This window comes from Pseudomonas sp. SR18 (assembly GCF_023701505.1).
GTDB lineage: Bacteria > Pseudomonadota > Gammaproteobacteria > Pseudomonadales > Pseudomonadaceae > Aquipseudomonas > Aquipseudomonas cyclaminis.
Genome location: NZ_JAMQAU010000007.1, coordinates 253572 through 272182, shown reverse-complemented (window position 1 = coordinate 272182; position 18611 = coordinate 253572). Strand labels below are relative to the sequence as shown.

Annotated in this window: 14 protein-coding genes; 2 read left to right on the top strand and 12 right to left on the bottom strand. The window is 62.5% G+C overall.

Annotated elements, in window-relative coordinates:
• Window positions 1-359, bottom strand: a 359-nt coding sequence (locus NDJ82_RS13460; RefSeq protein ID WP_250925674.1) for a contractile injection system protein, VgrG/Pvc8 family, incomplete at its 3' end; no start/stop codon positions are given.
• 419 nt (window positions 360-778) lie between these two features.
• On the opposite strand from NDJ82_RS13460, the gene NDJ82_RS13455 reads away from it, so the two are divergent.
• Complete coding sequence (locus tag NDJ82_RS13455) at window positions 779-1156, top strand: hypothetical protein (protein WP_158878208.1); 378 nt, start codon at window positions 779-781, stop codon at window positions 1154-1156.
• 114 nt (window positions 1157-1270) lie between these two features.
• On the opposite strand, the gene NDJ82_RS13450 is transcribed toward NDJ82_RS13455, so the two are convergent.
• From NDJ82_RS13450 to mexE, 3 genes are read right to left on the bottom strand one after another with little or no spacing between them, the layout of a single operon-like run.
• Window positions 1271-2686, bottom strand: coding sequence for an efflux transporter outer membrane subunit (locus tag NDJ82_RS13450; protein WP_112195154.1), 1416 nt, complete (start codon window positions 2684-2686; stop codon window positions 1271-1273).
• Window positions 2683-5862 (bottom strand): efflux RND transporter permease subunit, encoded by a 3180-nt coding sequence (locus tag NDJ82_RS13445; protein ID WP_099584252.1) that lies wholly within the window; start codon window positions 5860-5862, stop codon window positions 2683-2685. The genes NDJ82_RS13450 and NDJ82_RS13445 overlap by 4 nt, the downstream gene beginning before the upstream one ends.
• Window positions 5863-5877: 15 nt before the next feature.
• The gene (mexE, locus tag NDJ82_RS13440; RefSeq protein ID WP_112196952.1) at window positions 5878-7119 is read right to left on the bottom strand and encodes a multidrug efflux RND transporter periplasmic adaptor subunit MexE; all 1242 of its coding nucleotides are present in this window, start codon (window positions 7117-7119) and stop codon (window positions 5878-5880) included.
• A 256-nt stretch (window positions 7120-7375) separates the two neighbouring features.
• Here mexE and NDJ82_RS13435 point away from each other — a divergent pair, with 256 nt between their 5' ends.
• Complete coding sequence (locus tag NDJ82_RS13435; protein WP_250925673.1) at window positions 7376-9073, top strand: hypothetical protein; 1698 nt, start codon at window positions 7376-7378, stop codon at window positions 9071-9073.
• A 75-nt stretch (window positions 9074-9148) separates the two neighbouring features.
• Here the strand turns inward: NDJ82_RS13435 and NDJ82_RS13430 are convergent, their stop codons facing one another.
• From NDJ82_RS13430 to NDJ82_RS13395, 8 genes are all read right to left on the bottom strand, one after another.
• On the bottom strand, window positions 9149-11359 hold the full coding sequence (locus tag NDJ82_RS13430; RefSeq protein ID WP_250925672.1) for a GMC family oxidoreductase: 2211 nt from the start codon (window positions 11357-11359) through the stop codon (window positions 9149-9151).
• Window positions 11356-11868: a sorbitol dehydrogenase gene (locus tag NDJ82_RS13425; RefSeq protein WP_250925671.1), complete on the bottom strand. Its 513-nt coding sequence runs from the start codon at window positions 11866-11868 to the stop codon at window positions 11356-11358. The genes NDJ82_RS13430 and NDJ82_RS13425 overlap by 4 nt, the downstream gene beginning before the upstream one ends.
• Window positions 11865-13232, bottom strand: coding sequence for a cytochrome C (locus NDJ82_RS13420; protein WP_158878203.1), 1368 nt, complete (start codon window positions 13230-13232; stop codon window positions 11865-11867). The genes NDJ82_RS13425 and NDJ82_RS13420 overlap by 4 nt, the downstream gene beginning before the upstream one ends.
• A 156-nt stretch (window positions 13233-13388) precedes the next feature.
• Window positions 13389-13904, bottom strand: a complete 516-nt coding sequence (locus tag NDJ82_RS13415; protein ID WP_250925670.1) for a sterol desaturase family protein — start codon at window positions 13902-13904, stop codon at window positions 13389-13391.
• Between the two features lie 38 nt (window positions 13905-13942).
• Window positions 13943-14431: a response regulator gene (locus tag NDJ82_RS13410; RefSeq protein WP_099584258.1), complete on the bottom strand. Its 489-nt coding sequence runs from the start codon at window positions 14429-14431 to the stop codon at window positions 13943-13945.
• Window positions 14428-16743 carry an ATP-binding protein gene (locus NDJ82_RS13405; protein ID WP_099584259.1) on the bottom strand — a complete coding sequence of 772 codons (2316 nt, stop codon included), beginning with the start codon at window positions 16741-16743 and terminating at the stop codon, window positions 14428-14430. The genes NDJ82_RS13410 and NDJ82_RS13405 overlap by 4 nt, the downstream gene beginning before the upstream one ends.
• The gene (locus tag NDJ82_RS13400; RefSeq protein ID WP_250925669.1) at window positions 16740-17393 is read right to left on the bottom strand and encodes a response regulator; all 654 of its coding nucleotides are present in this window, start codon (window positions 17391-17393) and stop codon (window positions 16740-16742) included. The genes NDJ82_RS13405 and NDJ82_RS13400 overlap by 4 nt, the downstream gene beginning before the upstream one ends.
• A complete protein-coding gene (locus NDJ82_RS13395; protein WP_250925668.1) occupies window positions 17390-18556 on the bottom strand; it encodes a sensor histidine kinase in 1167 nt (388 codons plus the stop codon). The genes NDJ82_RS13400 and NDJ82_RS13395 overlap by 4 nt, the downstream gene beginning before the upstream one ends.
• Between the last annotated feature and the right edge of the window lie 55 nt (window positions 18557-18611).

Sequence of the window (18611 nt, the reverse complement as noted above, 5' to 3'; positions counted from 1 at the left end):
GCCAGGCGTGGCTGCAGGGTGATTTCATAGCTGGCCTGGTCGTTGGAGCCGCACTGGCGCCTGAAGCCGGTGACCACGCCGCGCAGGGTACGCAGGGGCTTGATGGGGGGCGGCGTCAGCCCCAGCAGGGGCAGTTTTTGCGCCGGGGCGTGCAGGCTGAAGCGTGCGTGCTGGCCGAGCAGGGTTTCGGCGGCGAGGTCGCGCTCGGTGCTGGTGAATTCGATGTGGTAGGCGAACGGTTCGCTTAGGCGTTCCTGGCTTTTGAAGGCCAGGACGTCGAGGTGGGCGTTGACGTTGCGAACCTTCAGGGTGTGGCGGCTGTGATCGAAAAAAGCGCTCGGTAATAAGCTGGAAGTCATCCCTTTCACTCCTGGACGCGAAAGCCCGGAGAGTAAAGATTTGTTATCTGTGATTAATGTCGGAAAATTCGACTTTACGAGACAGGCGCTTCCTGAATGTCTTATTGCGCTTCTCAAAAATGGCTGGATGCGAACAGCATCTCCGATGCTGATAACGCACGTTACGTCCACTATGTGCAACGCCTGACAGATACCGGAATTCCCCGTGTAGCCCCTTTCCTAAAGTGAAAGATGGCAGGCAAATTCACCCGGCTAAACCACGACAGTGCCACTGAGCGAACTTACATTTTGCAGCCCCCTTTTCATTCGACGGAGCTGCAAGTGTCTCAGCCATATGCGTTTAATCGGTGGAACGACAGGGGGCATCGCGGGGGCTGCACTTGGCAGTTGGGGTGGAGAAGCAGTGGGGGAAAAACTCTATGAATATTGAAGGCCTCTTAAGTCCTCACGTCATTTTCGGGTTTGAATTAATACTGTGTGTTTTAGCACTTGTCGCCTTATTACTAGGTGTCTTCCTTGCCTACCGACGGCTGGAACACATGGAGCGACTCCTGGATAAATGCAGTTTTGTCGTATTTCACGCTCAGTATTGGGGGAACTCGCCGCGAGCACGAATGATGCGGCTATGTGCGATCAGCGTAGCCGTGTTACTACCAAAGCGATTCTTGAAACGCGGTCTTATAGATTGGCGGCAGGTTCAGGAATTTCCTCGTTGGCTTAAAAACCTGATTCTGTGGATATTGTTTATCGATGTGCTTTTCTTGACCTACTTTTTTGTTCTTTGGTTGCGTGAATAAAGTACTGCTCAGCAAATGTCGTTCTTCAACCACCAAACAAAAAAAGCCCCATGACCAAACAGGCCACAGGGCTAAAAATTGGCTGGATGCGACCAACCAAAGGAGCTCTTTACATCACTTCGCCGTTGCTACAACCGTGTCCGGCTTCCACCCACCCCCCAGCGCCTTGTAGATCGCCACAATCCCGCGATACAGGTCCACTTCGGCCTGGGCCTGGGAGTCTTCGGCGGCGAGGCGTTCGCGTTGGGCGTCGAGCAGGACGAGGAAGTCCACGGTGCCTTCGCGGTAGCGGATGGCGGCGAGGTCGGCGGCGGCGCGGCTGGATTCGCTTTGACGGATCAGCGAGATCAGGCGTTGCTGGCGCTTGCCGTAGTCACTGAAGGCGTTCTCGGATTCTTCCAGGGCGAGCAACACTTGCTGTTCGTAGGTTGCCAGGGCGCCATCGGCTTCGGCGTCGGCGCCACGCAGTCGAGCGCGCACGCTGCCCAGGTCGAACGCGGCCCAGGTGATGCTCGGGCCAAGGGCCCAGGCATTCGCTGCCGAGGAGCCGATCTGCGAACCGCGCCCGGCGGTAAAGCCGAGGAAGCCGCTGAGGCTGACCCGTGGGAACAGGTCGGCCTTGGCCACGCCGATGCGCGCGGTGGCGGCGGCCAGTTTGCGTTCGGCGCTGAGGATGTCTGGGCGACGTTGCAGCAGTTCGCCTGGGTCGCCGATGGGCAGTGCCTTGGCAATCGCCGGCAAGTCTTTGGGGCTCAGGTCCACGCTGAGTTTGTCCGGACGCTGGCCGAGGAGGGTGGCGATGCGGTTACGCTCGCGCACTTGTTCGGCCTGCAGTTGCGGCACGCTGGCTTCAACGGCGGCGAGGCGTGCGTCGGCACGTTCCACGTCGAGTTGGTCACCCACACCGGCATCCCGCAGGCTGACGGTGATGGTGCGCGATTCCTGCTGGTTCTTCAGGTTGTCCAGGGCGATCTTTTCACGCAGTTGCGCGCCGCGCAGTTGACCGTAGGCGTCCACCAGTTCGGCAATCATGCTGACTTGCAGTTGGTACAGGTCGGCTTCGGCGGCCTGCTGGTCGGCGTCGGTCGCTTCCAGGTTGCGCTGGATGCGGCCGAACAGGTCCAGTTCCCAGGCCATGTCCAGGCCCAGGTCGTAACGCTCGGTCTTGACCCGGCGAGTGGTCTGGCCGGGGATCTGGCCCTTGCCCTGGTCACTGCTGACGCGGCTGGTGATGGTCGGCATGGCGTCATTGCTGGCGTCATCGCGGATCGCCCGAGCCGCACGCAGGCGGGCAAAGGCGACGCGCAGATCACGGTTGCCTTGCAGCGACTGCGTGACCAACTGGTTAAGCGTCGGGTCCTCGAACTGCTGCCACCAGATGCCTTCGAACTTGGCATGGTCATACTGCTTGGCGTCCGCGGCGGCAGTGATGTTCGCCGCCTCCGGGGTCTGGGTTTTATAGTCCGGGCCGACGGCACAGGCGCTCAGCGCCAGTACCAGCAAGCTCGGCAGGAATACTTTCACACTCATTGCTGTGTCTCCAGCTTCAAGGCCTTGGCCGCTTTGCGCGCTTCGCTGCGTTCCACATAGCGACGGATCAGTACGTAGAACACTGGCGTCAGCAACAGACCGAAGAAGGTCACCCCGATCATCCCCGAGAACACCGCCACGCCCATGGCATGACGCATCTCGGCACCGGCACCGCTGGACAACACCAGCGGCACCACACCCATGATGAAGGCGAACGAGGTCATCAGGATCGGCCGCAGACGCAGGCGGCAGGCTTCCAGTACGGCGGCGAGCGGGTCGAGGCCTTCCTGTTGTTTATCCTTGGCGAACTCGACGATCAGAATCGCGTTCTTGCACGCCAGGCCCACCAGTACGATCAGGCCGATCTGGGTGAAGATGTTGTTATCGCCGCCCGAGATGATCACCCCGGTAATGGCCGACAGCAGCGTCATCGGTACGATCAGGATCACCGCCAGTGGCAGGCTCCAGCTCTCGTATTGAGCAGCCAGTACCAGGAACGCCAGCAGCACGCACAGCGGGAACACGAACAGTGCGGTGTTGCCCGAGAGGATCTGCTGATAGGTCAGGTCGGTCCACTCGTAGGTCATGCCGTTGGGCAGTTCATCCTTCAACAGTTTTTCAATCGCGGCCTGGGCCTGGCCGGAGCTGTAGCCCGGTGCGGCGTTGCCGTTGATTTCAGCGGTGATAAAACCGTTGTAGTGCATCACGCGGTCCGGGCCCGAGGTGTCGCTGACCTTGATAAAGGTCGCCAGCGGGATCATCTCGCCTTTGTTGTTGCGCACTTTCAGCTGGCCGATCTGGTCGGAGTCCTGGCGGAACTGTTGCTCAGCCTGCACGTTGACCTGATAGGTGCGCCCGAAGCGGTTGAAGTCGTTGGCATACAACGAACCCAGGTAGACCTGCAGGGTGTCGAAGATGTCGCTGATCGCCACGCCGTGGGTCTTGGCCTTTTCGCGGTCGATGGCGGCATCGACTTGCGGCACATTGACGGTGTAGCTGGTGAACAGGCCAAACAGCTCCGGCACGCCGTGGCTCTTGGTGATCACGTTCTGCACTTCTTTGTACAGCTCGTCATAGCCCAGGTTGCCCCGGTCTTCGATCTGCAGGCGGAACCCGCCGATCGTGCCCAGGCCTTGTACCGGCGGCGGTGGGAAGATCGCCATGTAGGCTTCTTCGATGTTGGCGTACTGGCCATTCAGCGCGCCGGCAATCGCTCCGGCGGACATGCTCGGGTCTTTGCGCTCATCGAACGGTTTCAAGGTCACGAACACGATGCCGCTGTTCGGGCTGTTGGTGAAGCCGTTGATGGACAGGCCAGGGAAAGCAATCGCAGCTTCCACGCCAGGCTGTTTCAGGGCGATCTCCGACATGCGCTTCATCACGTTTTCGGTGCGGTCCAGGCTCGCGGCGTCGGGCAGTTGGGCGAAGGCCACCAGGTATTGCTTGTCCTGAGCCGGCACGAAACCGGTCGGCGTGTGGGCAAACCCGAAGAAGGTCAGCACCATCAGGCCGGCGTACACGAACAGCGCGATTCCACTGCCGCGAATCACCCGGCGTACGGTACCCACATAGCCATGGCTGGCCTTTTCGAAAAAGCGGTTGAACGGACGGAACAGCCAGCCGCCGAACAGCTTGTCGAGGAACTTCGAGAAGCGATCCTTCGGTGCGTCGTGACCGCGCAGCAACACGGCGGCCAGGGCTGGGGACAGGGTCAGCGAGTTGAACGCCGAGATCACCGTCGAGATTGCAATGGTCAAGGCGAACTGTTTGTAGAACTGCCCGGTCAAGCCACTGATGAACGCGGCGGGAATGAACACGGCACACAGCACCAACGCTGTAGCGATGATCGGGCCGGTCACTTCACTCATGGCTTTTTCAGTCGCAGGGAACGGCTCCAGGCCCAGCTCGATATTACGTTCGACGTTTTCCACCACCACGATGGCGTCATCCACCACGATGCCGATGGCCAAGACCAAGCCGAACAACGACAGCGCGTTGAGCGAGAAGCCGAACAGGTGCATCACCGCAAAGGTACCGATCAACGATACCGGCACCGCCACCAACGGAATGATCGAGGCGCGCCAGGTCTGCAGGAACAGGATCACCACCAGCACCACGAGGATCAGCGCTTCGAACAGGGTATGCACGACCGCTTCGATGGAACCACGTACAAAGATCGTCGGGTCATAGGCGATGCGGTAGTCCATGCCCGCCGGGAAGCTCTTTTTCAGCTCGGCCATCTTGGCGCGCACATCGTTGGAGATGTCGATGGCATTGGAGCCGGGGCGCTGGAAGATCGGAATCGCCACGGCAGGCTGGTTATCGATCAGCGAGCGCAGCGCGTATTGGCTGGACCCCAGTTCAACCCGGGCGATGTCCTTGAGGCGCGTGATTTCACCGTTGGCGCCGGCGCGAATCACAATGTTCTCGAACTCTTCCTCGGTCACCAGACGGCCTTGGGTATTGACCGACAACTGGAAGCTGGTGTCGCTCGGCGCAGGCTGCGCGCCCAGGGCACCGGCCGCCACTTGGCGGTTCTGCTCACGGATCGCGGTCACCACGTCGGTGGCGGTCAGGTTGCGTGAGGCGGTCTTGTTCGGGTCGAGCCAGACGCGCAGGGAGTAATCGCCCATGCCGAACAGTTGCACGTCGCCCACGCCGCCCAAGCGGGCCAGCTCATCCTTGATGTTGAGGATGGCGTAGTTGGACAGGTACAGCATGTCGTAGCGCTGATCCGGGGAGGTCAAGTGCACCACCATGGTCAGGTCGGGGGAGGCCTTGTCCACGGTGATACCGATCCGTGTCACTTCCTCGGGCAGTTTTGGCTGAGTCCGCGTCACACGGTTTTGCACCTGCACCTGCGCGTTGTCCAGGTCGGTGCCCAGGGCGAAGGTGATGGTCAGGGTCAGTTTGCCGTCAGCGGTGGATTGCGAGGACATGTACAGCATGTTCTCGACGCCAGTGATAGCCTGCTCCAGCGGCGCGGCCACGGTTTCGCCGATGACCTTGGGGTTGGCGCCGGGGAAGTTGGCGCGCACCACCACAGTCGGCGGCACCACTTCGGGGTATTCGCTGATCGGCAGTTGGAACAGCGAAATCGCGCCGGCGATCAGGATCAACAGCGACAGCACTGCTGCGAAGATCGGCCGCGAAATGAAGAACTTGGAAAAATTCATCTTGAGTCGTATCCCTTAACCGCGTGGAGTCGCGACGCTGGCCAGTTTGGGCGCGGCTTTATCCGGCGCCACTTGTTCCAGGTTGCTGGCTTCAAGCGCTTGTCGTTGTTGGGCCAAGGCGGCGAGGGTTTCCTGGCTGGCCATCGGAATGGTTTCCGGCGCGACTGGCGAGCCTGGACGCACGCGCTGCAAGCCCTTGACGATAATCGTGTCGTCCTTGTTCAGGCCGCTGCGCACAATGCGCAAGCCTTCGATCTTCGGCCCCAGTTCCACGGCGCGATAGGCCGGTTTGTCGCCGTCCATCACCAGCACGAACTTCTTGCCCAGGTCGGTGCCCACGGCTTCATCGTTGATCAGCACGGCGGAGTAGGTGCCGCTGCCCACCAGCTTCAGGCGTGCGTAGAGGCCCGGGGTGTATTCGCCCTTGCTGTTGTCGAACACGGCGCGACCACGGATGGTGCCGGTGGCCGGGTTGACCTGGTTGTCGACGAAGTTCATCTGGCCCAGGTGCGGGTTGCCGGTTTCATTCGACAGGCCCAGGTACACCGGGGTGGTTGCGCCACGGCGGCCCTGGCGCGCCAGTTCGGTGTACTTGAGGTACACGCGCTCATCGGCGTCGAAGTAGGCGTAGACCTTGTCGGTGGACACCACGCTGGTCAGCGCGGTGACATCGGCGGTCACCAGGTTGCCGGCGGTGATCTCGGCACGGCTGACGCGGCCGCTGATCGGCGAGGTCACGCGGGTAAAACTCAGGTTCAGCTTGGCCAGATCCAACTGCGCCTGGATGCCGGCGACAGCGGCGCGGGCTTCCTGGGCGGCGGTGGTGCGCGAGTCGGCCAGTTCGGCGGAGATTGCATTGCTCTGGCGCAGGCGCTCGCCGCGTTGGGCTTCGTTGTCGCTGCGAGTGGCAGCGGCGCGGGTCTGTTGCAACTGGGCTTCAAGGCGGCGCACTTCAGCCTGGAACGGACGCGGGTCGATCTGGAACAGCAGGTCGCCTTTCTTGACCAAAGCGCCTTCGGTGAAAGCGACTTGGTCAATCTGGCCAGAAACCCGAGGACGGATCTGCACCGTTTCCGGCGCTTCCAGACGGCCGGTGAACTCATCCCACTCGTTGACCGGTTGTTCCAGCACCTTGGCCACGCTGACTTTTGCCGCAGGCATGGCGGCCGCTTGGTCCGGGGTCTTGCCGCACGCGCTCATCACCGCCACGGCCAGAATCGCCAGGGGCAAGCGCAAATGTTTGAGTGACTGTTCCATGAGGTGCATCCGCCAATGTATTTGAGATGGGCGGATCATGCGCGGCGAGGGGGTATGTCACGAATCGAATGAAGCGAAGGTAACTATCATTGCGAATGATATAAGCGCGATATCAGCCCTCTAGCATAGGGGTTTCGTTAGGGGGCTATCAATGGCGATGATGACAAAGGACTGTTGCGGGTGTGCAAGCAATGTCGACTTCGGCACCCGTATGGTTACTATTGCGCATGCAGATCGTTCGACCAGGAAGTCATTCATGACCATGCTCCAAACGTCGCCCCGTAAAGATGTCAGGGTCCAGAGCAACACCTTTTCCCTTGCGCTCAGCCAGACCCTGACGGTGTTGTCCGAGCGAATCCGCCAGGCTCAAGCCAGCATTGCCGCTATCGACCGCCTGAGTTTACGCAGCGCCGAAAGGGAGCGCACCGAAGCCTTGGCTCCGACCCAGGCGTGCGTGCACAAGTGCCAACAGCAGTTTGATCGGCAGAAAGGTGAAGGGCACGGCTTCGGTTGGCTGCTCAGCCCGTTGGATACGCATCAGGCGTCCGTTGAGCTCAAGGCCGCCCGGCTCCAGCATGAGCAAGCGATCCTGGCTTTCGATGAGCCGGCCATCACGGCACAACGCAACCGCGACATTGACGAGCACAACCGGTACGTCGCCGGCCAGCACGAGGAACGGCTCAAACTCAAGGAACTATTGGCGACGCTTCTCAGATCCCAGCGCCAGTTGAAGGACTTCGAGTTGGCCGCGACAGAGGCGTTGGCAGCTGCGAAAGGCAATGGATGGCTGGCGCCTGATTTCGCCGTAACCTTGGCTCGGGTGATGGACCTGGTGCGCGAGATGAAAATGCCACAAGCCCACGACTGCCTGGGGCAACTGGTCTTTCAGAAAACACCGGACGTGGCCGCCTATGCCAAGTGGCGCAAGCGCGCCGAAGGCATTCGCGAACGCGCCAATCGGGATCACTTCGGCGTCGCGGTGACGGGCGGCTTTCCCAATATTGTCGCGGCCAGCGCCAGGCTGGCTGCGGCAAACATGCAACGCGACCCCGCCCGTCAGCTGTTGCAATGTGGTCACACTGCCGATCAGTGGCAACTGCTGAGTCAATTGGCGACTTCACCCACCCACCTGTCCATCGATGTGCTCTGGGCGATCTACTGGGCGATGTTTCAGTGCCAACAGGAAATGGCCAGGTTTCTGAACAGCGCAGCGGCCATTGAGGACCTGTTGAACGGCCGGTTCAGTGCCTACGTCGAACACTGGCTTGGGAACTGGGCGTCCAAACAGGTTCCAAAATTCGGCTACCCCATGTCCCAGTCTTTCCTTGGCACGCTGCAACTGGCGGGCAAGCCGGAAGAAAGCCGTTTAGGGGCCGACCTTGGCGTCATTATCTCGTTGAATATCGGTGGCCTGATCTGTCGCAAAGCCGTGCTTTTGCAGGCCAAGCGGGCCAAGGACTGGGTCGCCGATGTGGGCAGCAAAAAAGGCCAGCTACCCAAGCTGTCCAAGTTGCCGCGGGGCGGTTACTACCTGTTCTACCATGAGTCTGCGAACCTGCAATTGGCCACTGCGGTTCCAACGGTCAGCTCTGCTCAAGCGTTGGAGCAACTGTTGCTCACAGCGGGCAAAAACCCGGATGGCACCTACCTGCCCGTCGACGTGCGCGAGACGGGTTGGGATTGGGCGAGCTTTATCAGTTTTGGCCTGTGTGACGCCAATTCGCAGATCGGTGAGCCGTTCGACACCATTGATGACGCGCTGCGGATCCTGGGCAGTGGCGAGACCGGCGCGCTGCCCCTTCGGCTGTTCATGGTCGCTATCGAGGATGAACCGTATGTGCGTGAAATGGAGCAGCGTGTCCGTGAGCGCTATATAGACCTGCAAGAGCCGCTGACCAAGCAAGAAAAGAAACAGCTGGACGGGGATGAACGTGACCATAGCTACAGAATGTGAAGCGTCAAGGACCTGCATGCCGAGTGCCTGAGGGCACCAGGGCTGCGAGCTGACCACGCTCGCAGCCCTGGTTGTTTACGCGGTACCGAACTCGACCCGCACCGTCAGCGCACCTTGATTATCCCCCAGCCCAATCCCATACCGCCCCTCCAGGTCATCGTTGATGCACAGCTGCAATTCCCCGGTCTGCCCCGGCGGAATCTCGGCCAGATCCCCCACCAGAAATGGCGCGCCACTGTTGCCCACACGCCCAATCAGCGCCCCTTCATTGGCACCGGGCAGGGTGTAGCCCGCCTTGGCGATCAACCCCGGACTGCCATTGCCATCGACCATGCCGCCGACCGGGCTGGCCAGCCATTGGCCGCTGACATAGCGCACCAGGCGCGGGCTTGGGCCGTTGATCTGCACGCCAGTGCCTTGCCATGGTTGGTTCGCTTGCACCTGCACGGTGACGGCCTTGAGGTCGTTGCACAGCGTGTCGCCGGCCTGGATCGACAGCGCGGCGATGGTCAGGCTCGGGTTGGAGGTGCCGGTGGTGGGGAACACGCCGTCGCCCACCAGGAACAGGTTGTTGTGGTCCCAACTGCGCTGGTACTTGTCGACCACCGAGGTGGCCGGGTCCGCGCCCATGCGGTAGGTGCCCATCAAGTGGCCGGCGCCCTGGAAAGAGTACGACTCGCCCTGGTAGTCAAACAGCCCCGGCTTGATGTCGGCCGTCAGTTCGGTGGCGCCGAGCAGTTCGGTGATGACATGGCTGGCGAGAATCCGCGCCTGCTTGAAACCTTCCTTGGTGTAGTCCGACAGGTCGTAGTGGATTTCCGGGCGCGGGATGCCCAGGCGGTCCTGGTACTGGCTGGACGGCACGATGTAGCAGTTGGCGTTGTTCGGATCGTCCTCGACTTGTTCCACCAAAAAGCCCACGCGAAATTGCCGGGTGAGCAAGTTGTTCAGCTGCTGTACCAGCGCCGTGCCGAACAGCACCTGGGGCGCGCCCGTGGCGTTTGGCAACGGGTTGGTGCGGCTGACGTTGGTGCCGTCGATCAGGTCGGCGACGGTGGTGTAGGGGTCGCCGATCGGCCAGTTGAAACCCTCGTTGCCGATCTCGATCCGCCACGCTGCGCGCTGGCTGCGAAAGGCACCGTCGCGCAGGCTTTCGATGCCGGAGGTGGCCACCGGGCCACGGTACGGGAACACCGTCTTGCCTTCGGGCATCAAGCCCCACGCCAGGTAGATCGGGTGGTCCGCCAGGCTACGACCGACCTGGCCGCTGCTGTTGGCCACACCCTTGGGCCAGGCGCTGCTGGTGGAGTTGAGCAGCAGTTTGGGCGTCTCGATGGCATGGGCGGCGATCACATAACGCTGGCCGACCGCGACGCCCGTGCCAGTGGCCGGTCCATCACCCAACTGGTACTGGATAAACTCGATGCCACTGACCGTCTTGTCCGCTGCCACCGTGACCTTGCTCGCCACGGTTTTGTACAGCACCCGTACATTGCCGGTGTTGAGCGCATTGTTCAGGGTCACCGTGGCGTCGTACTTGGCCTGGATCGGGCAGATCGGCGTGCAGTTGGTATTGCCCGCGCACACCCGGCGCCCGGCATACGGCTGCGAGTTGCGCCCGGCCGGCGTCGGGCTGACCACCAGCGGCAAGCCCTGGAATGACTGGCCCTGCACCGCGCTGACGAAGCTGCCATCGACCAGTGACAACGGAATGCTGGTCATCGGGTATTCATAGTTCGTCGGGAAGGTGATGCCCAGGTAGGCCTGGTCGGCGACGTTGGCCGCCACGCCGATTTCCGCTTCGGCGCGGCAATAGGCGCTTTGCAGGTCGTTATAGCCGATGGGCCAGTCCACGCCCACGCCGTACAGCGACTTCATCCGGAAATCATTGGGCAACATGCGCAGGCACGTGGCGACCCAATGCCAGGTGGTGCCGCCGCCGACCCGTTCATACGTGCTGGTAAATGGCAGCGGGCCTTTCTGCACCAGGTAACTGACCTCGGGGTTGTCCCAGCCCAGGATCAGGTCGGCAATCGTCGCCCGTGGCGCGTTCTGTTCGGCCGGGTTGCGTGCCGGGCTCAGCGTGCTGACCGGCGGGTAGGGCGATTCGGGGGTCTTCAGCGTGGCGGTGTAGAACCGCTGCAGGTACTGGTTACGGTTGGCCGGGACTTCCGGGCCGGACTCCAGCACCAGCACCTTCACCCCCGCCAGGCCGAGTTGGTAGGCAATGATGCTGCCCGCGAGGCCCGCACCGACGATCACGACATCTGCTTGTTCGCTGCTCATGACGATGCTCCTGGCTGTGGGCTGGCGGTGACCCCGGTGAAGTCTTCCAGGCTCGGTGGCGGGCTGTTCCAGTAGCCGAAGAAAAACTCGCTGTAGCCCATCGGGTGAGCCTGGGCGATGCTCCACGCCCAGCTCTGGGTGTAGGCCTCATCACTGACCACGGTTTGCTCGTTCACTGGGAATGCGCCTTGGGTGTACGGCTGATACCACACGCCGAGCATCCACAACTTCATGATCGCCCGCGCTGCCTGGGCGGTTTGTGTCGCGGCGGGTTGGCCGTTCTGCATCAGGATGGCCGTGCCGATTTGCTGCGCAGTCTTCTGCTCACTCACCAGCGCGGCGTATTGGGCGAGCAGGGCGCTGAGCACGGTTTGCCCCAGGCGTGGGCCGATGAAATCGAGAAAGGTGCTGGGCAGGCCGATGGGGTCGACCGATGGCGCCAACAGTTCCTGATTGATGCCGGTGAGCACCACGCTCAGGCCGGTGAAATTGTCCAGGTCGGTACTCATGGCTGACTCCTTGTCACACCGGTGGATTGGGCGCGTTCGAGCAGGTAGGTGAAGTCGGCGAAACTGGTGCGCGGTGATTGCGTCACGTGGGTGGCCGCATTGCCGTGACACGCAATGCAGCTCGACGACGCCTGGGGCACGGTGCCCTGGATATAGGTCTCCAGCGTGGCATTGGCGAGGAATGACGGCGCCGGGTTGCCCAACGGCTTGGTGGCCGAGATCTGGCACGGGGGCTGGCCGCTGAGGGTCGGCCACTGGGTGCTGATCAACTGGTAATTGGCCCATACGCTATTGGGATTAACCGTGCGCAACAGGTTTTGGTAGGTGGTGTTGAGGGCCTTGGTTTCGTCGGTCAAAGGGATTTCACGCACGATCTGCGATGGCGTGGCCTTTACCGCCGGGTTCCACGGCCGGGGTGGCGGCTGGTTGACCTCGGCATGGCTGCTGGCGTTGTAGAACAAATACGGGCCTTTGCGCTCGGCGGGCGGCGTGGTTTTCTCCGGCACATTGTCGACGTGCTCGAAGGTCGACCACACCCACTGCGGCGCGCTGGTGGTCTTGTGCACGATATGCAATCCCACCAGCCCCACCGGCTCGGCAACGCAGGACTCGGCCACCACCGGCCCCTTGCTCGGGTCGCTGTTGCCCGGCGTATACACCAGGGCATCAACGGTATGGAAACTGCCAGGCTGGTCGTTGCCGTCCAGCACCTTCCACGACGCCTTGACCATCAGCGAACCCACGTCACTGGTGGCCGGGTTGCCACAACTGAACGCCACCGCATTGGTCGGGCTGGCGGCAAAAAACGCCTGCTGGCCCTGGATGCTGTACAGGCCATTGTTGACGATGCCGTCGAACATCGATTGGTTGACCACGATTTCATTGCGTGTGTACACGCCGCTCTGGTCCACCAGCGGGCCACTTTGAAACGGTTGGATAAACTCGTCCAGCACATCCGGCACCTTGCCCATTTGCTGCAACAAGCGTCCCGAGCCTTTGCCCTCACAGGCTGCCGGAACGTTGGCGGGCGCCTGCCAGGCCGCTGGTTTCTGCCCTTGGGGCAGGAAAATCTGATAGCTCTCTTTGTAGCTCTCCCACACCGTGGCCGCGTCCTGCTGGCCGATCTGCACACCGGTATTGGGCTTGCCATCGGCCAGCACCGGCCAGTTCAGCGCAATAAACGTCTGCCATGACATCTCGTCGAAGTTGGCTTGCAGGCTGGTGAGGGAAAACGGCGGCGTCGCCGTGACATCGAAGGGTATTTGCGTAGACAGCGTGGGGGCCGCGACGACCAGGGGGCTCAGCAACGCGCCAAACAGCGCACAGCCGAACCCAGGCCGGGGGCGATGGGTTTCCTTTCTCATCGTTATCTCCTAGGCATCAGGCGCCAGGAGACAGTGGGTCCGTCATGGACTCTTCAATGCGCCTCCTGGCACGGGCTAGAGCGTAGATAAGGTTGAGAACGCAGGTGTACGCAGCGCTAGATTGATTCGTGATAAAAACAATAGCTCAGCGGCGGTTCAGGCACGGTCTGCGCGAACATACGTGCGAAACACATGGTCCCACAGCGGCGAAGACACGCCGAAGTTCTTCTCGATGCCTTTGCGATGATGCAGATCGTGATTGGCCACCAACCCTGGAATAAACCCGTAGGCCCAATGCGCCGGCCGGTGCATCACGTAGTGCACCGAGATGTAATAGAAGTAGCCCGTGACCGCGCCGACAAACGCCGAGGTCAGGCCGGTGTACCAGGCCAGCAGCAGTAACGCCGCAAAGGTGGAACTGGTTTTCCAGCTCGATACACCGATATAGGCCAGCACATCCACATGGTGGGTCCAGTGCTCGTGGCGATACAGCGAATGGAACAGAAAGCGATGCGCCGAATACTCCACCAGTGTCCAGGCCAGCAGGCCCGCGAGCAGTTGCAGCGGCTCAAGCGGCGCCAGGCAGAGCGCCAGGCCGACAAACAGGGGGACGGTGAAAAAATCCAGGTAATACGCGACTGACGACATCAGCCATTTGTTTGAAGCCGCCATGTGCGGATCGTCCTTGAAGTGCATGAACCGAGGGGAAGTCAAGCCGGGTTGTCCCCGGCGGCGGGCAGAGTGCCCGTTGCCTGGCGCCTTTGCAACAACTCGATGTGCTCGGCGGGCACCAGGGTGCGCAGGGTCTTGTAGAGCACTCGGGTTTCCAGCAGGTTCCACACCCGCAGCATGGTTTCCAGCGCGTCCAGCGGTTTGCTGATGAAGTCCCGGGCGCCCAGGGCCAGGGCGCGCAGGCGCGTATCGCGGGTGGCGTCGGCGGTAAGGACCAGGATCGGCAGGTATTCACCCTGGGGGATGCGCCGGTTGAGTTGTTCCAGCACCGCGAAGCCGTCGAATTGCGGCATGTGCAGGTCAAGAATCACCAGGTCCGGTTCGAAGCTGTTGAACAGCTCCAGGGTGCGCAGCGGCTGGGTGCTGCTCAGCACGTTGGTCAGCCCTTCGCGGGCGAGCAGTTGCTCTACCAGGTCCAGGTTCGGGCGTTGGTCGTCGATGATCAGAATGCGCAGGTCGAGGTTCACATGGGCTCCATAAAAGACTGGTCGAGGTGGGCGAGAAACGCGGGCACGTTGATCGGCTTGTTCAACACGGCGGTTGCGCCTGCTGCCTGCAAGGCCTGGCGGGTAAGGTCGCTGGCGTCGGCGGTGATCATCAGCACCGGGGTGTCACGGGTGATCGGCGATTGACGCAAGCGTTGCAGCACCTTCACGCCGTCGAGGTCCGGCAGGCACACATCCAGCAGAATCAACTGCGGCGCGTGCTGCGCGGCCAGGTCCAGGCCCAGTTGGCCTTGCATGCTCGACAGCAGTTTTATCCCCGGTCGGCGTTGCAGCAGGGTTTCGATCAGCGCCAGGCTGGAGAGGTTGTCTTCGATGCACAAGACCTTGCCCAGGTGCGCGCAGGCCGTGGGGGCAGGGCGCGGCGCCTGCGTGTCGATGACGGGCGTGGCGATGCGCTGCAATGGCGCCACGCGCGTGAACGGCAGTTCCAAGGTGAAGCGTGAGCCAATGCCAGCCTGGCTCTGCACGTTGAGGTGGCCGTCCATGTTTTCCAGCAGGCTTTTGCTCAGGGCCAGGCCCAGGCCGCTGCCTTCCACATTCGGGTCGGCGCCCAGGCGCTCGAACGGTTTGAACAGTTGCCCCATATGGTCCGCTGCAATGCCGTGGCCGGTATCACACACCGACACGCCGATACGCGGGCCATCAACGACGACTTCGATGCTGACCTCGCCATCGCGCGGGTTGTATTTGATTGCATTGGACAGCAGGTTCAGCAGCACCTGTGTGAGGCGTTGGCGGTCGGCCACGATGCCCACGTCCGCCGCCAAGTCCGGTAATGGCTGCAATCGAATGCCGGCGTCGGCAGCCATCGGCGAGACCAGCGACAGCGCCTCTTGCAAGACCTCCGCCAGCGGGATCGGCGCGATATTCAACGCCAGGCTTCCTGACTCGATCTTGGCAATGTCCAGCACTTCGTTGATCAGCGTCAGCAGATGCTGGCCGGCGCGCAGGATATGCCCGACGTCGGCCTTTTGCGCCTTGGGCGCGTCCATGTCCAGCAACTGCGCGAAGCCCAGGATCGAGTTGAGTGGGGTGCGCAGTTCGTGGCTCATACGCGACAGAAACTCGCTTTTGGCGCGGCTGGCGCGCTCGGCTTCCTCACGGGCCTTGCGCAGGGCGATTTCCGCAGCGCGGCGGTCAGTGATGTCGCGGGTGATCTTCGAAAAGCCGCGCAAGGCGCCGGTGCCGTCGTACTGGGCGGTGATCACCACGCTGGCCCAGAACCGCGTGCCGTCCTGGCGGCAGCGCCAGCCTTCCTCGGTGTAATCGCCATTAAGGGTGGCTTCGCGCAGCGCCATGTCCGGGTGCTGCGGGCATTCCTCGGGCAAGTAGAACACCGAGAAATGCTGCCCGATGATTTCCTGCTCGGTATAGCCCTTGATCCGCTCGGCGCCGTTGTTCCAACTGGTGACATGGCCCGCCGTGTCGAGGGCGAAGATCCCGTAGTCCTTGACCCCGTCGATGATCAGCCGCAGGCGTTCTTCGTTATCACGCAAGGCGCGCTCGCGTTCGGCCAGCAGCAACCCGGCTTCTACCAGGCTGGTGCCCAACTGGCCGATTTCATCGTGTTCCGGCGGTTGCGGCAGCAGGGGCGAGCCGAGGGCCAGGCGCTGGGCATTGCGTTGCACGTTCTGCACCCGCGCCACAATGCCCTTGGACAGGAACAGCACCGCAACAATCGCCCCAAACAGCCCGCAGATCGCCGCCAGCCAGGTGGACAGCAGCAACCGTTGACGGGTTTCGGCCGCCGCAGCGCTGCGCTCGGCCAGCAACGATTCCTCCAGGGTGAGCATGGTGCTGATGTGTTGGCGCAACGCATCGAGGATGTGTTTGTTGCTGATCAGGATGGTACTGATCGATTGCGGTGTGGCGTCGCGGTCCTTGAGCATCTCTTCCAGGCCGTCGACCTTGCCTTCGATCAGCGGCTTGATGGCGCTCAGTTGCTCACGCACCCGTGGATCACGCACGTTGCGGTCGAGCCGGCGCAGAGCGGACTCGATCTGTGGCCCGGCGTTGAGGTAGCTGGGCAGGAAGTCTTCACGGTGCGTGAGCAGGTAGCCGCGCACACTGGCGGCGGCTTCTGCGAGCAGGGTGTGCACGGCCTGGATATCGCCTTGCACGCGCAACACGCGGCGCACGTCTTCTTCGGCGCGGGCGGTCTGGCGTTCGGTGGTGTAGATCAGCACCAGGGACAGCAACAGCACCACCAGCGGCAGCGAGATCACCACCAGCGCCTTGCCCCGCAGCGGCAGGTCAGCCCAACGCCGCTTCATGGTGACGTCACCAGGCCCAGGGCGATGCCGCGCACGGCAGCCTGGGTCCGGTCAGCCGCGCCGAGCTTGCCGATCACGCGCTCCACATGGGCCTTGGCGGTGCCGGTGGTGATCCCCAACTGTTCGCCGATGGCGCGGTTGCTCATGCCGTTGGCCACCAGGCCCAGTACCTGGCGCTCGCGGGGGGTGAGGTTTTCGCTGGGGGCTGCGCCGCTGGCCTGGCGTTCGGTCATGCGGCGCAACAGTCGCGCGCTGACCGCCGTGTTGAGCGCTTCGCCGCCGGCGCCCACCTGTTGCAGGGCGTCGATCACCTCGGCCCGGCTGGCGTCCTTGAGCAAGTAGCCGACGGCGCCGGCATTCATCGCCGCTTCCAGGTATTCGGGGCTGTCGTCCATGGTGAACATCACCACCTTCACCGCCGGCAGGCGCTCTTGCAGCAAACGCGCGGCGCCCAAGCCGTTGAGCCCGGGCATGCGGATGTCGAGGATGACGATGTCCGGCAGCAGCTGTTCGCACAGCTCAACCGCCTGCAGCCCATCGCTGGCTTGACCGACTACCTCGAACTGCGCAAGGCCGGCCAGCAGCGAGACAAAACCGGTGCGCGTGACTTCATGATCGTCTGCCAGCACGAGACGCAGGACGTGGGTCATTGAGGGGTTCCAGGCAAATGGGCCGGCACGCGGGCGTGCAGTTGGGTACCGCTGTGGGCTGCGCTGACGCAGGTGAAACTACCGCCCAGCAGGCTGGCGCGCTCCTGCATGGTCGCGAGGCCCAGGTGCTGGGCGTCATCGCGCAATGGCGCGCAAGTGAAGCCTTTGCCATTGTCGTCCACGCGCAGGGATGCCTGGCTGTCGTGCAACGCCAGGGTCAAGTGCACCCGGCTTGCGTGGGCATGCTTGAGGACATTGTTGATGGCTTCCTGGCCGATCCGGAACAGCGCGATCTCCACCTGGCTGGCCAGGCGCGTTTCACACTGCGCCTGCCACACCACGCTGATGCCCGCGTCGCGCAGGCGGTCGGCTTCCTTGTCGAGGGCTTTGAACAGGCCGAAATCATCCAGCACCGTGGGGCGCAGGCCGGCGATCAATTGCCGGCCTTCACCGACGCAGTGCTGCGCCAGGGTGAGGATCGCCTGCAAATCGGCGGCGAGTGCGTCAGGCAGTGCGGGGCAGCGGCCGGCAAAGCCTTGCAGTCGCTGGTGCAAACCCGCGAGAGTCTGTGCCAGTCCATCGTGCAGGTCGTAGGCCACGCGTTTGCGCTCGTCCTCCTGGGCGCGGAACAGGCGGTTGACCAGGTCGGACAGGGTCTTGTCGCGGGTTTTGAGGGTGGTCAACAGCCGATCGTTTTCCAGGTGCGCAGCCAGCAGGGTGGCGAGCAGTTGCAGGGATTCGCTGTCTTCGTGCTCCGGCGCCCGCAGGCTGACGCTGTTGCCCAGCACCAGCAGGCCAAAAGCCTGGCCGTCACTGCCGCACAATGGCACTTGCAGCACGCTGTGCGGCTGTTCCTGCCAGCGTGGTGCGCGCAGGTCGCGGTCGGCGAGGGCCGCCAGGCCGTTCAGGCGCGCCGGGCTGCCATGGCTTGCCGTGGTGTGGACGGCCCCTTCGGTGTCCCATTCCTGCAGCAGGCCGTGGTCCATCGCAAGAAACGCGCAGGCGCGCACGAGCACGCGTTCGCGCATGGCGTCGGGGGCCAGTTGGCTCAGCTCCTGTCCGGTATCCACCAACAGCCGCAGCCGCGCCGTGCGGCTTTGCGATTGGCGCAAATGCGCGCGCATGGCCAAGGCGCTGCCGGGGTCGTGGGGCAGGTTATGCATGGGTGATGCTCCAGCGATGCAGGGAGGGCGGGGCGTCTATTAAACATGGTTAAAC